Source organism: Streptomyces sp. NPDC051109 (assembly GCF_044455885.1).
In the GTDB taxonomy this organism is placed as follows: Bacteria; Actinomycetota; Actinomycetes; order Streptomycetales; family Streptomycetaceae; genus Streptomyces.
In genome coordinates, this window is sequence record NZ_JBITFF010000003.1 from 300,301 (window position 1) to 318,181 (window position 17,881).

At 71.9% G+C, this 17,881-nt stretch carries 17 protein-coding genes; 7 read left to right on the forward strand and 10 right to left on the reverse strand.

Annotated elements, in window-relative coordinates:
* Positions 1-31 precede the first annotated feature (31 nt).
* On the forward strand, positions 32-646 hold the full coding sequence (locus ACIBAD_RS07175) for a nucleoside triphosphate pyrophosphatase (protein WP_398905099.1): 615 nt from the start codon (positions 32-34) through the stop codon (positions 644-646).
* Here the strand turns inward: ACIBAD_RS07175 and ACIBAD_RS07180 are convergent.
* A complete protein-coding gene (locus ACIBAD_RS07180; RefSeq protein ID WP_398905101.1) occupies positions 627-1,115 on the reverse strand; it encodes a hypothetical protein in 489 nt (162 codons plus the stop codon). The genes ACIBAD_RS07175 and ACIBAD_RS07180 overlap by 20 nt on opposite strands.
* A gap of 432 nt (positions 1,116-1,547) precedes the next feature.
* Between ACIBAD_RS07180 and ACIBAD_RS07185 the strand changes: the two genes are divergently transcribed.
* Positions 1,548-3,299: an acetyl/propionyl/methylcrotonyl-CoA carboxylase subunit alpha gene (locus tag ACIBAD_RS07185; RefSeq protein ID WP_398905103.1), complete on the forward strand. Its 1,752-nt coding sequence runs from the start codon at positions 1,548-1,550 to the stop codon at positions 3,297-3,299.
* An 89-nt stretch (positions 3,300-3,388) separates the two neighbouring features.
* Here the strand turns inward: ACIBAD_RS07185 and ACIBAD_RS07190 are convergent, their stop codons facing one another.
* Both ACIBAD_RS07190 and ACIBAD_RS07195 read right to left on the reverse strand, forming a co-directional pair.
* Positions 3,389-4,345: a DeoR/GlpR family DNA-binding transcription regulator gene (locus ACIBAD_RS07190; protein WP_134071780.1), complete on the reverse strand. Its 957-nt coding sequence runs from the start codon at positions 4,343-4,345 to the stop codon at positions 3,389-3,391.
* Positions 4,346-4,519: 174 nt separating this feature from the next.
* Entirely contained in the window at positions 4,520-5,959 is a 1,440-nt protein-coding gene (locus ACIBAD_RS07195) for an NAD(P)H-quinone dehydrogenase (RefSeq protein ID WP_053690030.1), read from the reverse strand.
* Positions 5,960-6,144: 185 nt separating this feature from the next.
* On the opposite strand from ACIBAD_RS07195, the gene ACIBAD_RS07200 reads away from it, so the two are divergent.
* The 3 genes from ACIBAD_RS07200 to ACIBAD_RS07210 all read left to right on the forward strand — a co-directional run bounded on the left by ACIBAD_RS07200 (position 6,145) and on the right by ACIBAD_RS07210 (position 9,223).
* Positions 6,145-6,582 (forward strand): gamma-glutamylcyclotransferase, encoded by a 438-nt coding sequence (locus ACIBAD_RS07200; RefSeq protein WP_030865395.1) that lies wholly within the window; start codon positions 6,145-6,147, stop codon positions 6,580-6,582.
* 134 nt (positions 6,583-6,716) lie between these two features.
* A complete protein-coding gene (locus tag ACIBAD_RS07205; RefSeq protein ID WP_030865390.1) occupies positions 6,717-7,523 on the forward strand; it encodes a purine-nucleoside phosphorylase in 807 nt (268 codons plus the stop codon).
* Between the two features lie 41 nt (positions 7,524-7,564).
* On the forward strand, positions 7,565-9,223 hold the full coding sequence (locus ACIBAD_RS07210) for a phospho-sugar mutase (RefSeq protein WP_398905426.1): 1,659 nt from the start codon (positions 7,565-7,567) through the stop codon (positions 9,221-9,223).
* A 231-nt stretch (positions 9,224-9,454) separates the two neighbouring features.
* Here the strand turns inward: ACIBAD_RS07210 and ACIBAD_RS07215 are convergent, their stop codons facing one another.
* The 3 genes from ACIBAD_RS07215 to afsQ1 are packed head-to-tail and all read right to left on the reverse strand — an operon-like array spanning position 9,455 to position 12,211.
* Positions 9,455-10,066: a hypothetical protein gene (locus ACIBAD_RS07215; protein ID WP_166681897.1), complete on the reverse strand. Its 612-nt coding sequence runs from the start codon at positions 10,064-10,066 to the stop codon at positions 9,455-9,457.
* A complete protein-coding gene (locus ACIBAD_RS07220) occupies positions 10,050-11,480 on the reverse strand; it encodes a sensor histidine kinase (protein ID WP_398905428.1) in 1,431 nt (476 codons plus the stop codon). The genes ACIBAD_RS07215 and ACIBAD_RS07220 overlap by 17 nt, the downstream gene beginning before the upstream one ends.
* A 53-nt stretch (positions 11,481-11,533) precedes the next feature.
* Positions 11,534-12,211 (reverse strand): two-component system response regulator AfsQ1, encoded by a 678-nt coding sequence (gene afsQ1, locus ACIBAD_RS07225; protein ID WP_180291024.1) that lies wholly within the window; start codon positions 12,209-12,211, stop codon positions 11,534-11,536.
* Between the two features lie 189 nt (positions 12,212-12,400).
* Here afsQ1 and ACIBAD_RS07230 point away from each other — a divergent pair, with 189 nt between their 5' ends.
* Positions 12,401-13,111: a SigE family RNA polymerase sigma factor gene (locus tag ACIBAD_RS07230; RefSeq protein ID WP_134071788.1), complete on the forward strand. Its 711-nt coding sequence runs from the start codon at positions 12,401-12,403 to the stop codon at positions 13,109-13,111.
* 121 nt (positions 13,112-13,232) lie between these two features.
* On the opposite strand, the gene ACIBAD_RS07235 is transcribed toward ACIBAD_RS07230, so the two are convergent.
* Complete coding sequence (locus ACIBAD_RS07235) at positions 13,233-13,931, reverse strand: uridine kinase (protein ID WP_134074422.1); 699 nt, start codon at positions 13,929-13,931, stop codon at positions 13,233-13,235.
* 54 nt (positions 13,932-13,985) lie between these two features.
* On the opposite strand from ACIBAD_RS07235, the gene ACIBAD_RS07240 reads away from it, so the two are divergent.
* Positions 13,986-14,330 (forward strand): hypothetical protein, encoded by a 345-nt coding sequence (locus tag ACIBAD_RS07240; RefSeq protein ID WP_398905108.1) that lies wholly within the window; start codon positions 13,986-13,988, stop codon positions 14,328-14,330.
* A gap of 80 nt (positions 14,331-14,410) precedes the next feature.
* Here ACIBAD_RS07240 and ACIBAD_RS07245 read toward each other — a convergent pair whose 3' ends face one another.
* The 3 genes from ACIBAD_RS07245 to deoC are packed head-to-tail and all read right to left on the reverse strand — an operon-like array spanning position 14,411 to position 17,701.
* Positions 14,411-15,304, reverse strand: a complete 894-nt coding sequence (locus ACIBAD_RS07245) for an aldehyde dehydrogenase family protein (protein WP_134071792.1) — start codon at positions 15,302-15,304, stop codon at positions 14,411-14,413.
* Positions 15,297-16,733, reverse strand: coding sequence for an aldehyde dehydrogenase family protein (locus tag ACIBAD_RS07250; RefSeq protein WP_398905110.1), 1,437 nt, complete (start codon positions 16,731-16,733; stop codon positions 15,297-15,299). Before ACIBAD_RS07250 ends, ACIBAD_RS07245 begins: the two co-directional genes overlap by 8 nt.
* Positions 16,734-16,738: 5 nt before the next feature.
* Positions 16,739-17,701, reverse strand: coding sequence for a deoxyribose-phosphate aldolase (gene deoC, locus ACIBAD_RS07255; protein ID WP_106977248.1), 963 nt, complete (start codon positions 17,699-17,701; stop codon positions 16,739-16,741).
* Between the last annotated feature and the right edge of the window lie 180 nt (positions 17,702-17,881).

A 17,881-nucleotide genomic window follows, 5' to 3' on the forward strand; every position in this document is an offset into this window, starting at 1 on the left:
GGGCGCGGGGGCCGCGCCTACGATGGCGGGCATGACTGCTGCCCAGGCCCCGGCCCACGCCCTCGTCCTCGCCTCCGCCTCGCCCGCCCGGCTCAACCTGCTGCGGCAGGCCGGGCTGGCCCCGCACGTGATCGTCAGCCACTTCGACGAGGACGCGCTCAGCGCGGAGACCCCGGCCGAGCTGGCGCTGGCGCTGGCCGAGGCCAAGGCGGGCGTCGTGGCGGCCTTGGACGAGGCCGCGGGCGCCCTGGTGATCGGCTGCGACTCGGTGCTGGAACTGGACGGCGAGGCGCTCGGCAAGCCGGCGGACGCCGAAGAGGCCACGGCCCGCTGGAAGTCGATGCGCGGGCGGGCCGGGGTCCTGCGCACCGGGCACTGCGTGATCGACACGGCGACGGGGAGTCAGGTTTCGGCCACGGCCTCCACGACGGTCCGGTTCGGCGAGCCGACGGACGCCGAGGTGGCCGCGTACGTGGCGAGCGGCGAGCCGCTGCACGTGGCGGGCGCCTTCACGCTGGACGGGCTGTCGGCCCCGTTCATCGAGGGCATCGACGGGGACCCCGGGAACGTCATCGGGCTGTCACTGCCGCTGCTGCGCTCCCTGCTGGGCGAACTGGGCGTGTCGATCACGGATTTGTGGGCTTGAGCTCCCCGGCCGGCGCGGGCGGGGCGTCCCGGCCGCCAGGGGCGCCCCCTGAGGCCGCCCCGGCCGCGCCCTGGGCCGCGTAGAGCATCAGGGTCAGGACCAGCAGGCACAGGATCAGCATCATCACCGCGAAGGCGCCCCAGCCGACGAGCCCCACGGCGAGCGCGCCGAGCACCGCGTGGGTGACGGCGGCGGTGACGAGCACGACGCGGGCGAAGGTGCCGGGCGCGCGGTCGCGTACGGCCGCCACGGCGAGGAGCACGGCGCACAGCAGCAGGAACGCGCCGATGCCCGCGCCCATCGCGTACGTGGCCGCGGACATGACGTCCGGGTCCATGCCGGCGATGGACATCGACTGGTTGTGGGTGGTCCTGCCCAGCACGATGTGGACGAGGACCAGCACCGCCGCCTCGGCGACGAGCACGACCGCGGCCAGTCCGGCCACGAGTCTGCGCAGCACGACGCCCACGACGACCCACCCCTCCCCACAAGTCCCCGGCCGTACGTCCCCGGCCCCACGTTGACCCGCAACGACCCGCAACGACCACAAGCCTGCTCGACGCCCTGGAGGCTACTAACGGGTAAACGTACGGACAAGGGGTCCGGGCAGCTTCGTTGCGCGAGGTGACTTCGCCGGTGATCACGCAAAGAATGTGTGGCACGTTCGTAGGGACTCGACAAAGAATCACCGGGGCCCGCTGACCGGGGGAACAGAGACCTCGGACGGGTGACGGGGTTACTGTGCAGTCGGGGATCCCCCTGACCTGGGGCGCCACAAGGGCTTTCCTCACTCGAGGCGGACTCGAATCACACTCCGTGTGGGCAAGGTCACCTCTAGGGAAGGGTCGAAACGCCGTGTGGACTGTCCCTAAACTCAGCTTGTTTCAAGGAGGGAGCCATCGTGCGCAAGGTGCTCATCGCCAACCGTGGCGAAATCGCTGTCCGCGTTGCTCGGGCCTGCCGGGATGCCGGAATCGCAAGCGTAGCCGTCTACGCCGATCCGGACCGGGACGCTCTGCACGTCCGCGCGGCCGACGAAGCTTTCGCGTTGGGCGGTGACACCCCGGCCGCGAGCTACCTGGACATCTCCAAGGTCCTGCAGGCCGCAGCCGACTCCGGCGCGGACGCCATCCATCCCGGATACGGCTTCCTCTCCGAGAACGCCGAATTCGCGCAGGCCGTGCTCGACGCCGGCCTGACCTGGATCGGCCCGCCCCCGCAGGCCATCCGCGACCTCGGTGACAAGGTCGCCGCCCGCCACATCGCCCAGCGCGCCGGCGCCCCGCTCGTCGCGGGCACCCCGGACCCGGTCTCCGGGGCCGACGAGGTCGTCGCGTTCGCCGAGCAGCACGGCCTGCCGATCGCGATCAAGGCGGCCTTCGGCGGCGGCGGCCGCGGCCTGAAGGTCGCCCGCACGCTCGAAGAGGTCCCCGAGCTCTACGACTCGGCCGTCCGCGAGGCCGTCGCGGCCTTCGGCCGCGGCGAGTGCTTCGTCGAGCGCTACCTCGACAAGCCGCGCCACGTCGAGACGCAGTGCCTGGCCGACTCCCACGGCAACGTGGTCGTCGTCTCCACCCGCGACTGCTCCCTCCAGCGCCGCCACCAGAAGCTGGTCGAGGAAGCCCCCGCGCCGTTCCTGTCGGAGGCTCAGAACGCCGAGCTGTACGCGGCGTCGAAGGCGATCCTGAAGGAGGCCGGCTACGTCGGCGCCGGCACGGTCGAGTTCCTGGTCGGCACGGACGGGACGATCTCCTTCCTGGAGGTCAACACCCGCCTGCAGGTCGAGCACCCGGTCACCGAAGAGGTCACCGGCATCGACCTGGTCCGCGAGATGTTCCGCATCGCCGACGGCGAGGAGCTCGGCTACGGCGACCCGGTCCTGCGCGGGCACTCCTTCGAGTTCCGCATCAACGGCGAGGACCCGGGCCGCGGCTTCCTGCCGGCCCCCGGCACCGTCACCAAGTTCAACGCGCCCTCCGGCCCCGGTGTCCGCCTGGACGCGGGTGTGGAGTCCGGCTCGGTCATCGGCCCGGCCTGGGACTCCCTCCTCGCCAAGCTCATCGTCACCGGTGCCACGCGCGAGCAGGCCCTGCAGCGGGCGGCGCGCGCGCTGGCGGAGTTCGAGGTGGAGGGCATGGCCACGGCCATTCCGTTCCACCGCGCGGTCGTCGCCGACCCGGCGTTCACCTCGGACCCCTTCCGGATCCACACCCGCTGGATCGAGACCGAGTTCGTCAACGACATCCCCGCGTTCGCCGCCCCGGCGGAGGAGACGGAGGACGAGCCGGGCCGCGAGACGGTCGTCGTCGAGGTCGGCGGCAAGCGCCTGGAGGTCTCCCTCCCGTCCTCGCTGGGCATGACCCTGGCCCGCACGGCCGCGGCGGGCGGCGCGAAGCCGAAGCGCCGCGCGGCGAAGAAGTCCGGCCCGGCCGCCTCCGGCGACACGCTGGCGTCCCCGATGCAGGGAACGATCGTCAAGGTCGCGGTCGAGGAGGGCCAGCAGGTCAACGAGGGCGACCTGGTCGTCGTCCTGGAGGCCATGAAGATGGAGCAGCCGCTGAACGCGCACCGCTCCGGCACCATCGTCGGCCTCACCGCCGAAGTCGGCGCCAGCCTCACCTCCGGCGCCACCATCTGTGAGATCAAGGACTGACGTCCTTGAACCGATGAGGCCCGGAATCCCCGCGGGGTTCCGGGCCTCACGCGTTTCGGGGCACTCCGCCGGAGCCCCGTGGGGGTTCGCTAGCGGCGCCGCATGTCCGCGACGCGGGGGCGGTCCCCCGCGGACTGCTGCTCCAGCATCGAGGCGGGGGCGCTGCGCAGCTGCGCGGACGGCCCCCCGCGCCGCTGTACCGGCAGCGGGGACTCCCGCCGCGGCCGGCGGCCCGCCATGCCGTCCGCGTTGCCTCCCGGGGCCACGGCCCCGGCGATGGTGATCTGGACCCCCTGGTCGGCCAGTGCCTGGAGTTCCGTCGCCGCGCGGTCGTCGTGCGGCGGGGGCTCGTCCGTGACCAGACGGGTCATCACATCGGTGGGCACCGTCTGGAACATGGTGTCGGTGCCCAGCTTCGTGTGGTCCGCGAGGACCACCACCTCCGCCGCCGCCTGGACCAGGGCCCGGTCCACGCTCGCCGACAGCATGTTGGACGTGGACAGACCGCGCTCCGCCGTCAGGCCGCTGCCGGACAGGAAGGCCCGGGAGACCCGCAGCCCCTGGAGGGACTGCTCCGCCCCGCTGCCGACCAGCGCGTAGTTGGAGCCGCGGAGGGTGCCCCCGGTCATCACCACCTCCACCCTGTTCGCGTGGGCCAGTGCCTGCGCGACCAGCAGCGAGTTGGTGACGACGGTCAGTCCGGGCACCCGGGCGAGCCGGCGGGCCAGCTCCTGGGTCGTGGTGCCCGCGCCGACGACGACGGCCTCGCCTTCTTCGACGAGGCCGGCCGCTACATCGGCAATGGCGGTCTTCTCCGCCGTCGCGAGATGGGACTTTTGCGGAAATCCGGACTCCCGCGTGAAACCGCCCGGCAAAACCGCACCGCCGTGTCGGCGGTCGAGGAGTCCTTCTGCCTCCAGCGCCCGCACGTCCCGCCGTACGGTCACTTCGGAGGTCTGGACGACGCGGGCGAGCTCCCGGAGCGATACCGCTCCGTTGGCCCGCACCATTTCGAGAATCAATTGGCGACGTTCTGCAGCGAACACGAAACTGACAGTAACCCCAACGACCGTCTTGTTTCAGCTCCTTGCACCGGAATACCGAAGTTGTCCATAAAACAGGGTGACTAGTGGTATACGCGGCGAGGCTGTTGAGTGAACGTCACTTCACCCTCCGGAAGGCCGCCCCAAGTACCCCCTGACGTGGGGCGGTTACCGCCCTCAGGCCTCGCCGGCGGCCTTCCGCGTGTGCAGCTGGCGCGCGACCTCGGCGATCGAACCCGACAGCGAGGGGTACACCGTGAACGCGTTTGCGATCTGCTCGACGGTCAGGTTGTTGTCGACTGCGATCGAGATGGGGTGGATCAGCTCGCTCGCCCGCGGGGAGACCACCACGCCGCCGACCACGATTCCGGTGCCCGGGCGGCAGAACAGCTTCACGAACCCGTCCCGGATGCCCTGCATCTTGGCCCGCGCGTTGCGCAGCAGCGGCAGCTTCACGACACGGGCGTCGATCTTGCCGGAGTCTACATCGGCCTGGGTGTAACCGACGGTGGCGATCTCCGGGTCGGTGAACACGTTCGACGAGACCGTCTTGAGGTTCAGCGGGGCCACGGCGTCGCCGAGGAAGTGGTACATCGCGATGCGGCCCTGCATGGCGGCCACGGAGGCCAGCGCGAAGATCCCGGTCACGTCGCCGGCCGCGTACACGCCGGGCGCGGACGTACGGGAGACCTTGTCGGTCCAGATGTGCCCGGACTCCTTGAGCCGGACCCCGGACTCCTCCAGGTTCATGTCCTTGGTGTTCGGGATCGCGCCGACCGCCATCAGGCAGTGCGTGCCGGTGATGACGCGGCCGTCGGAGAGCGTGACCTCGACCCGGTCGCCGACGCGCTTGGCGGATTCGGCGCGGGAGCGGCCGACGACGTTCATGCCGCGGCGCCGGAAGACGTCCTCCAGCACGGCCGCCGCGTCCGGGTCCTCGCCGGGCAGCACGCGGTCGCGCGAGGAGATCAGCGTCACCCGGGAGCCCAGGGCCTGGTAGGCACCGGCGAACTCGGCGCCGGTGACGCCCGAGCCGACCACGATGAGCTCCTCGGGGAGCTCGTCGAGGTCGTAGACCTGGGTCCAGTTCAGGATCCGCTCGCCGTCGGGCATGGCGTCCGGGATCTCGCGGGGGTGGCCGCCGGTCGCGATCAGCACGGCGTCGGCCGTCAGGATCGTCTCGGTGCCGTCGGCGGCGGTGACGATGACGTCGCGCGTGCCGTCGATGCCCTGCGGGCCGCCGAGCTTGCCGCGGCCCCGTACGACGCGGGCGCCGGCCCGGGTGACGGAGGCGGTGATGTCGTGCGACTGGGCGAGCGCGAGGCGCTTGACGCGCCGGTTCACCTTGCCCAGGTCCACGCCGACGACGCGCGCGGCCTGCTCGATGTGCGGGGTGTCGTCGGCGACGACGATGCCGAGCTCCTCGTACGACGAGTCGAAGGTCGTCATGACCTCGGCGGTCGCGATGAGGGTCTTGGAGGGTACGCAGTCGGTGAGGACGGACGCGCCGCCGAGGCCGTCGCAGTCGACGACGGTCACCTCCGCGCCGAGCTGGGCCCCCACGAGGGCCGCCTCATACCCGCCGGGTCCGCCGCCGATGATCACGATCCGGGTCACGAAAACTCCGCCTCACGTCTACCCGGCCGGCTGCCGCCCCGGCCGGGGCTTCCGGGGGTCTCCCCGGGGGATGCATTCCGTGCCCCATTGTCCCGCACGCTTCAAGGTGCTTCTCCCCCGGTCCGGCCATCCGTGAGGACGGCCGGGCACGCGGCCCGCCCCACCCCTCCCGTACCCTCGACCTCATGTCGCTCTACGCCGCGTACGCCGGCAACCTCGACCCGCGGCTGATGACGCGCCGCGCTCCGCATTCGCCGCTGCGCGGCACGGGCTGGATCAACGACTGGCGGCTGACCTTCGGCGGTGAGCAGATGGGGTGGGAGGGCGCCCTGGCCACGATCGTCGAGGCCCCGCGCCACCAGGTGTTCGTCGCCCTGTACGACATCGCGCCGCTGGACGAGGACTCCATGGACCGGTGGGAGGGCGTCGGGCTCGACATCTACCGCCGGATGCGGATCCGCGTCCACACGCTGGACGGCGAGGAGCCGGCGTGGTGCTACGTGCTGAACGGCTACGAGGGCGGCCTGCCCTCGGCGCGCTACCTCGGCGAGATCGCCGACGCGGCCGAATCGGCGGGGGCTCCGCACGACTACGTGATGGAACTCCGCAAGCGCCCCTGCTAGAGGCGTCCGGCGCGCACCCCTCATGGCGGGTGAAGCGCCGGGGGGCATTTCGGCGGAAACGACAAGGCAACGATCCGAACACCGTGAGCTGCGCCATCTACGCGCGTAGGCAATGCTCGGCTACGCTCGTCTGCGTGAACGCATCTGTTACCGACCCCTTCGCCGACGCCACCGCCGCAGCCGCCCGCCTGCGTGAGCTGACCGGCGCCGAATCCCACGATGTCGCCCTCGTCATGGGCTCCGGCTGGGCCCCCGCCGCAGAGGCGCTGGGCGCGCCCGAGGCCGAGTTCCCCGTCACCGAGCTGCCGGGCTTCCCGCCCGCCGCCGTCGAGGGCCACGGCGGCAAGATCCGCTCGTACAAGATCGGCGACAAGCGCGCGCTGGTCTTCCTCGGCCGGACCCACTACTACGAGGGCCGCGGCGTCGCCGCCGTCGCCCACGGCGTGCGCACCGCCGTCGCCGCCGGCTGCAAGACCGTCGTCCTGACCAACGGCTGCGGCGGCCTGCGCGAGGGCATGAAGCCCGGCCAGCCCGTCCTGATCAGCGACCACCTCAACCTGACGGCCACCTCGCCGATCGTCGGCGCGAACTTCGTGGACCTGACCGACCTGTACTCGCCGCGCCTGCGCGCGATGTGCAAGGAGATCGACGAGACCCTCGAAGAGGGCGTCTACGTCCAGTTCCCCGGCCCGCACTACGAGACCCCGGCCGAGATCAACATGATCCGCGTCATGGGCGCCGACCTGGTCGGCATGTCCACCGTGCTGGAGGCCATCGCCGCCCGCGAGGCCGGCGCCGAGGTGCTCGGCATCTCCCTGGTCACCAACCTGGCGGCGGGCATCTCCGGCGAGCCGCTGAACCACGAAGAGGTGCTCCAGGCCGGCCGCGACTCGGCCTCGCGCATGGGCAAGCTGCTGACGCAGGTCCTCGCCCGCATCTGAGGCATCGGCACCGTACGAGAGACAAGGCGGAAGCAGTGGCAGTGCAGGAACAGGACGACCTGATCACCCGGGCGCAGGCCTGGCTGGCGGAGGACCCGGACCCGGAGACGGCGGCCGAGCTGGCCAAGCTGGTCGAGGCGTCGGACGACGCCGAGGCCGCTGCGGAGCTCGCGGACCGGTTCTCCGGCACCCTGCAGTTCGGCACGGCCGGACTGCGCGGCGAGATCGGCGCGGGCCCGATGCGGATGAACCGCTCCGTGGTCATCCGGGCAGCGGCGGGCCTCGCGGCCTACCTCAAGGCCCGGGGCCACGCCGGCGGCCTGGTCGTCGTCGGCTACGACGCGCGCTACAAGTCCGCGGACTTCGCCCGCGACACCGCCGCCGTGATGACCGGCGCGGGCCTGCGCGCGGCCGTCCTGCCCCGCCCGCTGCCGACGCCCGTCCTCGCGTACGCCATACGGCACCTGGGTGCCGTCGCCGGCGTCGAGGTGACCGCGAGCCACAACCCGCCCCGGGACAACGGCTACAAGGTCTACCTCGGCGACGGCTCGCAGATCGTGTCCCCCGCGGACGTCGAGATCGCGGCGGAGATCGAGCGCGTGGACACCCTCGCCTCGGTCCCCCGTCCGGAGTCCGGCTGGGAGGACCTCGGCGACGAGGTCCTGGAGGCCTACCTGGCGCGTACGGACGCCGTCCTGACCCCCGGCTCCCCCCGGGGCGTGCGGACCGTCTACACGGCCATGCACGGCGTCGGCAAGGACGTCGTCCTGGCGGCCTTCGCGCGGGCCGGCTTCCCGGAGCCGGTGCTGGTCGCCGAGCAGGCCGAGCCGGACCCGGCCTTCCCGACAGTGGCCTTCCCGAACCCGGAAGAGCCGGGCGCGATGGACCTGGCGTTCGCGACGGCCGCCGAGGCCCAGCCCGACATCGTGATCGCGAACGACCCGGACGCGGACCGCTGCGCGGTGGCCGTCCCCACCGCGGACGGCTGGCGGATGCTCCGCGGCGACGAGGTCGGCGCCCTCCTCGCCGCCCACCTGGTCCACAAGGGCGCCCGCGGCGTCTTCGCCGAGTCCATCGTCTCCTCGTCCCTCCTGGGCCGGATCGCGGAGGCGGCGGGCGTCGGTTACGAGGAGACCCTGACCGGCTTCAAGTGGATCGCCCGCGTCGAGGGCCTGCGGTACGGGTACGAGGAGGCGCTCGGCTACTGCGTCGACCCCGAGGGCGTCCGCGACAAGGACGGCATCACGGCCGCCCTGCTGGTGGCGGAGCTGGCCTCGGAGCTCAAGGAGCAGGGCCGCACGCTGACCGACCTGCTGGACGACCTGGCGATGGCCCACGGCCTGCACCACACCGACCAGCTGTCGGTCCGCGTCGAGGACCTCTCGATCATCGCCAACGCCATGGCGCGGCTGCGCGCGGAGCCTCCGACGGCCCTGGCGGGCCTGCGGGTGGTCTCGGCGGAGGACCTGAACCGGGGCACGGACAAGCTCCCGCCCACGGACGGCCTGCGCTACCACTTGGAGGGCGACTACAAGGCCCGGGTGATCTGCCGCCCCTCGGGCACCGAGCCCAAGCTCAAGTGCTACCTGGAGGTCGTGGTCCCGGTCTCGGAGGCCTCCGACCTGGAGCCGGCCCGCGTCCGCGGCCAGGAGGTCCTGGACGGGATCAAGAAGGACCTCGCGGCGGCCATGGGCATCTGATCCCGTCCCGCGCCGCCCGCACGGCCCGCCCTGGCGGGCCCACCGGCTTCGCGCCCCTGCGCCGGACTCCGTCCGTCGGGCGCAGTCCCGGGGTTTCACCCCGAACACGGCCCCCTCGGCTCCCCCTGAGGGGGCCGTCGGCGTTGGGGGCGGGTGGGGGTCGAGCGGCGTCACGTCGTGCAGGGTGCCCCGCAGGGGCCCGGATCCCCGGGGCCGACGGCGGGTCCCGCGTCAGGAAGGGGTCGGGGTCGGGCGGACGAGTTCGCCCAGGGTGGGGACCGACTCGGGGCGGGAGCGCACGGCTTCCGTGCACTCCCAGGCCCGCGGCGGGTCCGCGTCCGGGCCGCCCAGGACCACCGGGCCCGGGCCCGCCGAGACGGCTTCGCTGCCCGCCAGCGTGCACACCACCTGCGACAGCGCCACCGGCGGCAGGTCCTCCGGCTTGCGGCTGATGCGTATCGTCCCCGCCGGATCACCCGTCCGGGCCGGCGCGACCGTCAGCCCGCCGGGAACCCCGGTCGTGAACCCCGCGTCCCGCTCCTCGGGCGACGGCTCCCGCTCCAGCGCCTCCAGCAGCGCCTCGGCCACCAGCACCACGGGGTCCCGTACCGGCTTCTTCTCCGGCACCGGCACGACCCGCTCCACGCCGACCAGCTGCGATCCGCAGACCAGCTCCACCGTCGCCCGGAAGCCCTGCACCCCGGTCTGCGGTCCCGGCGTGTCGCACGACACCCGCGAAGGCGCCGCACCGACGTCCACCGGCACCGTCGTGGCCCTGATCCCGCACCCGGACACCAGCCCCGCCACGGCCAACAGCACTGCCGCCCTACGCGTCCGCGTCACCGGCGATCACCTTCCCCACGTCCACCGGCAGCCGCAGCGTGAACAGCGCGCCGCCCTGCGGCCCGTTGGCCGCCGTGATGTCACCGCCGTGGATGTGCGCGTTCTCCACTGCGATCGACAGGCCCAGCCCGCTGCCGTCCGACTTCGGCCGCGAGGCGCTCGCCTTGTAGAACCGGTCGAAGACGTGCGGCAGCACCTCCTCCGGGATGCCCGGTCCGTTGTCCTGGACGGCGATCACCAGCCACTCGCCCTCGACGACCACCGACACCCGCACCGGCGAGCCGCCGTGCTTGAGCGCGTTGCCGATCAGGTTGGCGAGGATGACGTCGAGCCGGCGCGGGTCGAGCCGCGCCACGATGCCCCGCTCCGCGTCCAGTTCGACCGCGTCGAGCCACGCCCGCGCGTCGATGCACGCCGTCACCTGGTCGGCGACGTCCACGTCGTCCAGGACCAGGCGCGCCGTCCCCGCGTCGAAGCGGGTGACCTCCATCAGGTTCTCCACCAGGTCGTTCAGCCGCCGGGTCTCGCTGACCACCAGCCCCACCGCCGGCGCGATCATCGGATCGAGGTCGTCGACCTCCTCCTCCAGCACCTCGGCGACCGCCGTCAACGCCGTCAGCGGAGTGCGCAGTTCGTGCGACATGTCCGCGACGAAGCGCCGGCTGGCCTCCTCCCGCGCGCTCATGTCGGCGACCTTCTTCTCCAGCGCCTCCGCCGTCTTGTTGAAGGTGTGCGAGAGGTCGGCGAGTTCATCGGTCCCCGACACGTCGAGCCGGTGGTCCAGCTCGCCCTCGCCGAGCCGCCGCGCCGCGTCCCCCAGCCGCTGCACGGGCTTGAGCACGGTCCGGGCCGCCGCCTGCGCCAGCAGTGCGGACCCGAGCAGCGCCAGCCCCGTCGCGATGGTCAGCGACCAGCCGAGCGCGTTCAGGTCGTCCCGCTCCTGCGCCAGGGACTTGTACATGTAGCCGGTCGGCCCACCGCCCACGATCCGCGTCCCGCCGACCAGGTACGGATTGCCGTGCGGCTTCGTCCGCTGCCAGTACACGTGGTACTCGGCGTCGTTCGCGGCCGTCGCCTTCTGCCGGTCGTTCACCGCGCGCTGCAGCGAGCCCGGTACGTCGTCCAGCCCGAAGGAGTCGGGGCCGGCCGCGCCGAACACCTTGCGGCCGCCCTTGCGCTCGTCGACCAGCAGCACGCTGTAGCCGGGGCTGCTGCCCGCCATCAGCTCGGCGGTGCGCTGCATCTCCTCGGGCGTCGGGTCGGCGGGCAGCGCCGCGGCCCGGTTCTGCATCTCCTGGCGGAAGTCGCCGAGGGCCGCGTCCTGGGTACGGGTGAGCACGGCCTCGCGGTTGAGCCAGTACGCGATCCCGGACGCGGACACGGCGGCCACCAGCGCGACCAGGGAGAACACCATCAGGAGCCGCAGCCGCAGGCTGGTCCAGCGCCGGCCCGCGAACAGGGCTTTGATCACTGCGGAGAGTCCAGCCGGTAGCCGACACCACGCACGGTGCGGATGAGGGTGGGCGAGGACGGGACTTCCTCGACCTTGGCGCGCAGCCGCTGCACGCAGGCGTCCACGAGCCGGGAGTCGCCGAGGTAGTCGTGCTCCCAGACCAGCCGCAGCAGCTGCTGGCGGGAGAGCGCCTGCCCGGGCCGGCGGCTGAGCTCCAGCAGCAGCCGCAGCTCGGTCGGCGTGAGCTGGAGGTCCTCGCCGTTCTTGGTGACCGTCATGGCCGCCCGGTCGATGACCAGGGAACCGAACACCGCGGAGTCACTGGCCTCCCGTTCCCCGCGGCGCAGGACGGCCCGGATGCGGGCGTCGAGCACCCGGCCCTGGACGGGCTTGACGACGTAGTCGTCGGCCCCCGACTCCAGGCCCACGACGACATCGATGTCGTCGCTGCGGGCGGTCAGCAGGATGATCGGCAGCTGGTCGGTGCGACGGATCCGCCGGCACACCTCGAAGCCGTCGATCCCGGGCAGCATGACGTCCAGCACGATCAGGTCCGGCCGCTGCTCGCGCAGCAGCTTCAGGCCGTCCTCGCCCGTCGCCGCGGTGGCCACACGGTGGCCCTGGCGAGACAGGGAGAGTTCGAGGGCCGTGCGGATGGCGTCGTCGTCCTCGATCAGCAACAGGAAAGGCACGGGCTCATTCTGTCCCATCGACCGTTCGGAGTTCGACCGTCGGGCCCACGGGATCGCACGGGGCTCCCGCGGGGGTCGCTGTGACAGGCCTGTGACAGTCGGCGGACACCCCGGTTAAGTCGGCCGGGCAGTCTTCTACCAACGAAACCGAGCAGGATCCGAAGCAGACTCCACGACGGGGGGCGCGAGATGAACACGCTGCACAGCACCACCACCAGCGCGGTTGTCACGCGGCTGCACGATGTGAACCGCCGGGCAGGTGCCCGTTCGGTGACGGTCGCCCGTCCGCGGCCGGCGCACACGGTGGCCATCGACGCGAACACGTACCAGACCGCCTCCGCCCTCCCCGTGCAGCGCACGCCCGAGCTCTCCGCCACCTCGGAGGCCGAGTTCACGGCGTACGTCCAGGAGCGGCGGGCCGCGCTCTACGCGACGGCCTTCCACCTGACCGGGGACCGTTACGAGGCCGAGGACCTGCTCCAGAGCGCGCTGTTCTCCACGTACCGCGCCTGGGACCGGATCAGCGACAAGGCCGCCGTCGGCGGGTACCTGCGCCGCACGATGACGAATCTGCACATCAGCGCCTGGCGCCGGCGCAAGCTCAACGAGTACCCGACGGAGGAGCTCCCGGAGACGGCGTCCGACACGGACGCGATGCGGGGTACGGAACTGCGCGCGGTGCTGTGGCAGGCGCTGGCCCGCATCCCGGAGCCGCAGCGCACGATGCTGGTGCTGCGGTACTACGAGGGCCGTACGGACCCGGAGATCGCGGAGATCCTGGGGATCAGCGTCGGCACGGTGAAGTCGAGCATCTGGCGGTCGCTGCGGCGGCTGCGGGACGACGAGGTGCTGAGCTTCGGCCGCGACGAGGCGGAGTCCTTCGAGGAGCTCGTCGCGTAACGCGGCACACCACAGACCATGGGCCAGGGGGCCCGTCCTACGGGGGTGGGACGGGGGCCTGCGGGGGGAGAAGGCGGGATCGCGCGGCCGGGGGTCCGCGTGGTCCCGCCTTCTCGTATTGCTACGCCGGGGCGGTCGTGCGGTGGCGGCCCGCGGCGCATGCGGCCAGGCGGCCGAGGGCCTCGTCACGGGCGCAGGCGTGGGCGCCGAGGGCGGTGTGGCGGGCCACGATGCCCCGCTCCGCCCGCATCAGCCGCCATCCCCTGCGCAGCAGGAACGGCAGCGACTTGCGGCCCTCGCGCAGGTCCCGGGCGAGCCTGCGCCGGAACGTCGTCGACGGCCGGCCGCGCAGGCAGATGGCGTCGGCCAGCAGCCCCATCTCCCGGCACCGGGCCACGATGTCGGCCGCGAAGATCCCCTCCGCGATGAACAGCGGGGTGCGGGAGATGTCCAGCGTCTCCGTGCCGGTACGGGAGGAGGTGGCGATGGAGTACACCGGCACCTCGGTACGGCCGCCCGCGCAGAGCTCCCCGATCGCGGCGACCGCGGCCTCGGCGTCCCACGACAGCGGGGAGTCCCAGTCGATGTCGGAACTGCCCTCGACCAGCGGGAGGGTCGGGTCGTCGCCCTCCTTGTAGAAGTCGTCCAGGCGCAGCACCGGCAGCCCGGAACGGGCGGCCAGCCTGGACTTGCCGGACCCCGAGGGCCCGGTCAACAGGACGACACGCGTAGGCAAAGGAGAGGAGGAGCTCACGGGACACCAGTGTGAACCATTCCCCCGCGCAGGGGATGCCTCCGGTGGCCGGTTGGTATCCAGGATCACACCTCAACTACGCTGCGTGCGCACGCGACTACGACCTCAGGCGGGATCCCCATGGCACGTCACGCAGCCCCCGGCAGCTCCACGCTGCGCTCCGCAGGCATCACGCTCTCCATGGCCGGTGCGGCCCTGGCCATGGCCGCCGGCGGCGCCCAGGCGGGTGAGCTCTCGGTTCCGGCGGCCCTCGCGGGGGTCACCGACCCCATCGCGAACCTCAAGGTGAACCCGCTGGCCCACACCGGCGTGGATCCGCTCGACAACGGCGTGGGCACGCGGGTCGCGGACTTCCCCGCGGTCGGCACCACCATGGTCACGGGGATCCTGACGCAGGGTCCGTCCGTGGCCGAGCTGCCGGAGGCGGCCGCGTCCTCGCTGCTCGGCCCGCTGCTGCCGAAGTAGCCGCAACGGCCGCATCGGGGCACGGAAAGGCCCCGGCAGCGCGGGGGACGCTGCCGGGGCCGGTTTCGCGGGGGGATGCCTCAGTACGAGGATCCGCCCGAGCCCAGCGAACCCGTGGGGTGCCAGACCGTCTTCGTCTCCAGGAACGCCGTCATGCGCGACGTGCCCGGGTCGGCGCTCCAGTCGTCCACAGGCTGTGGACGCAGGACGCGCTTGAGGTTGTCGGCCGCCGCGATCTCCAGCTCCTTGGCCAGCGCCGCGTCGGCACCCGCCAGGTCGATCGCGTTGACGTCCTGGTGGGACGCCAGGTGCGGGCCCATCTCGGCGGCCTTGCCGGACAGGATGTTGACGACGCCGCCCGGCAGGTCGGAGGTGGCCAGCACCTCGCCCAGGGAAAGGGCCGGGAGCGGGGACTTCTCCGAGGTGATCACGACGGCCGTGTTGCCCGTGGCGATCACCGGGGCGATCACCGAGATCAGGCCCAGGAACGAGGAGTCCTGGGGGGCGAGGACCGTGACGACACCCGTCGGCTCCGGGGTGGAGAGGTTGAAGAACGGGCCCGCCACCGGGTTGGCCCCGCCCACGATCTGGCCGATCTTGTCCGTCCAGCCCGCGTACCAGACCCAGCGGTCGATGGCCGCGTCGACGACCGCGGCGGCCTTCGACTTGGACAGGCCCTCGGCCTCGCCGACCTCGCGGACGAACTGCTCGCGGCGGCCCTCCAGCATCTCGGCGATGCGGTAGAGGATCTGGCCGCGGTTGTACGCCGTCGCGCCCGACCAGCCGCCGAAGGCCTTGCGGGCCGCGACGACCGCGTCCCGGGCGTCCTTGCGGGAGGACAGGGGGGCGTTGGCCAGCCACTTGCCCTTGGAGTCCTGCACCTCGTACACCCGGCCGCTCTCGGAGCGGGGGAACTTGCCCCCGACGTACAGCTTGTAGGTCTTGAAGACGTTCAGACGGGTCGACTCAGACATCGAGGTAGCCCTCCAGGCCGTGGCGGCCGCCCTCGCGGCCGAAGCCCGACTCCTTGTAGCCGCCGAAGGGCGAGGTCGGGTCGAACTTGTTGAACGTGTTGGCCCAGACGACGCCCGCGCGGAGCTTGTTGGCGACCGCGAGGATGCGGCTGCCCTTCTCCGTCCAGATGCCGGCCGACAGGCCGTACTGGCTGTTGTTGGCCTTGGCGACGGCCTCGTCGGGCGTACGGAACGTCAGCACGGACAGCACCGGGCCGAAGATCTCGTCCCGGGCGACGGTGTGCGCCTGGGTGACGTTCGTGAAGAGCGTCGGGGCGAACCAGTAGCCGGAGGACGGCAGCTCGCACGCCGGGGACCAGCGCTCGGCGCCCTCGGCCTCGCCGGTCTCCGCGAGCGCGGTGATCCGGGCCAGCTGCTCGGCGGAGTTGATCGCGCCGATGTCGGTGTTCTTGTCGAGCGGGTCGCCCAGGCGCAGGGTGCTCAGGCGGCGCTTGAGGGAGTCCAGCAGCTCGTCGTGGATCGACTCCTGGACCAGCAGGCGCGAGCCCGCGCAGCAGACCTGGCCCTGGTTGAAGAAGATCCCGTTGACGATGCCCTCGACGGCCTGGTCGACGGGGGCGTCGTCGAAGACGATGTTGGCGCCCTTGCCGCCCAGTTCCAGGGTGACCTTCTTGTCCGTACCGGCGATCTGGCGGGCGATGGCCTTGCCGACCGCGGTCGAGCCGGTGAAGGCGACCTTGTTGACGTCCGGGTGCTCGACGAGGGCCGCGCCCGCGTCCCCGTAACCCGTGAGGATGTTGACGACGCCCTTGGGCAGGCCCGCCTGGCGGCAGATGTCCGCGAAGAACAGCGCGGTGAGCGGGGTGGTCTCGGCGGGCTTGAGGACGACCGTGTTGCCGGTGGCGAGCGCCGGGGCGATCTTCCACGCCAGCATCAGCAGCGGGAAGTTCCACGGGATGACCTGGCCGGCCACGCCGAGCGGGCGCGGGTTCGCGCCGTAGCCCGCGTGGTCGAGCTTGTCGGCCCAGCCCGCGTAGTAGAAGAAGTGCGCGGCGACGAGCGGGAGGTCCGCGTCGCGGGTCTCCTTGATCGGCTTGCCGTTGTCCAGGGTCTCCAGGACGGCCAGCTCGCGGCTGCGCTCCTGGATGATCCGGGCGATGCGGAAGAGGTACTTGGCGCGCTCGGAGCCGGGCAGCGCGGACCAGGTCGCGAAGGCCTTGCGGGCGGCCTTGACGGCGCGGTCGACGTCCGCGGCGCCGGCCTGGGCGACCTCGGAGAGGACCTCCTCGGACGACGGGGAGACGGTCTTGAAGACCTTGCCGTCGGCGGCGTCGACGAACTCGCCGTCGATGAAGAGCCCGTACGAGGGGGCGATGTCGACGACCGAACGCGACTCGGGGGCCGGTGCGTACTCGAAAAGGGATGCCATGGTGATCAGTCCACCGTCACGTAGTCGGGACCGGAGTAACGGCCGGTGCTCAGCTTCTGGCGCTGCATCAACAGGTCGTTGAGCAGGCTGGAGGCGCCGAAGCGGAACCAGTGGTTGGAGAGCCAGTCCTCGCCCACGGTCTCGTTGACCAGGACCAGGAACTTGATGGCGTCCTTGGTGGTCCGGATGCCGCCGGCCGGCTTCACGCCGATCTGGATTCCAGTCTGCGCCTTGAAGTCGCGGACGGCTTCGAGCATCAGCAGCGTGTTGGCGGGGGTGGCGTTGACGCCGACCTTGCCGGTGGAGGTCTTGATGAAGTCGGCGCCCGCGAGCATGCCGATCCAGGAGGCGCGGCGGATGTTGTCGTACGTCGACAGCTCCCCGGTCTCGAAGATGACCTTGAGGCGGGCGGCGGTGCCGTCGGGGCGGACGCACGCCTCCTTGATCGCCTTGATCAGCTCGTACGTCTCCAGGTAGCGGCCGGCGAGGAAGGCGCCACGGTCGATGACCATGTCGATCTCGTCGGCGCCCGCGGCGACGGCGTCACGGGTGTCCGCGAGCTTGACGGGCAGCGCGGCGCGGCCGGCCGGGAAGGCGGTCGCGACGGACGCCACCTTGACGTCGGCGCCGTTCAGGGCGGCCTTGGCGGTGGCCACCATGTCGGGGTAGACGCAGACCGCGGCGGTCATGGGCGTCGTGCGGTCGGTCGGGTCGGGGTTGACGGCCTTGGCGGAGAGCGCTCGGACCTTGCCCGGGGTGTCCGCACCCTCAAGCGTGGTCAGGTCGATCATCGAAATGGCCAGGTCAATGGCGTACGCCTTGGCCGTGGTCTTGATCGAACGGGTACCGAGTGCGGCCGCGCGGGCCTCCAGGCCGACGGCGTCTACGCCGGGCAGCCCGTGCAGGAAGCGGCGCAGCGCGCTGTCGGACGTCGTCACGTCAGCGAATGCGGTGAGGGTGGTGGGCATGGTCACCAGATGAGCATATCTACGCGCGTAGCGGCCTGTCACCCCCCGCTGGCGCACATATGTGCGGACTCGGGCACATCCGGGCGCACCGATGGTCCGGTCCAAGATCGCACTGCGGACCGCTGACCTCCACTTTTCCTGTTACGTGGCGGAGACAGGAACCCCATGGTCCAGTCGAAC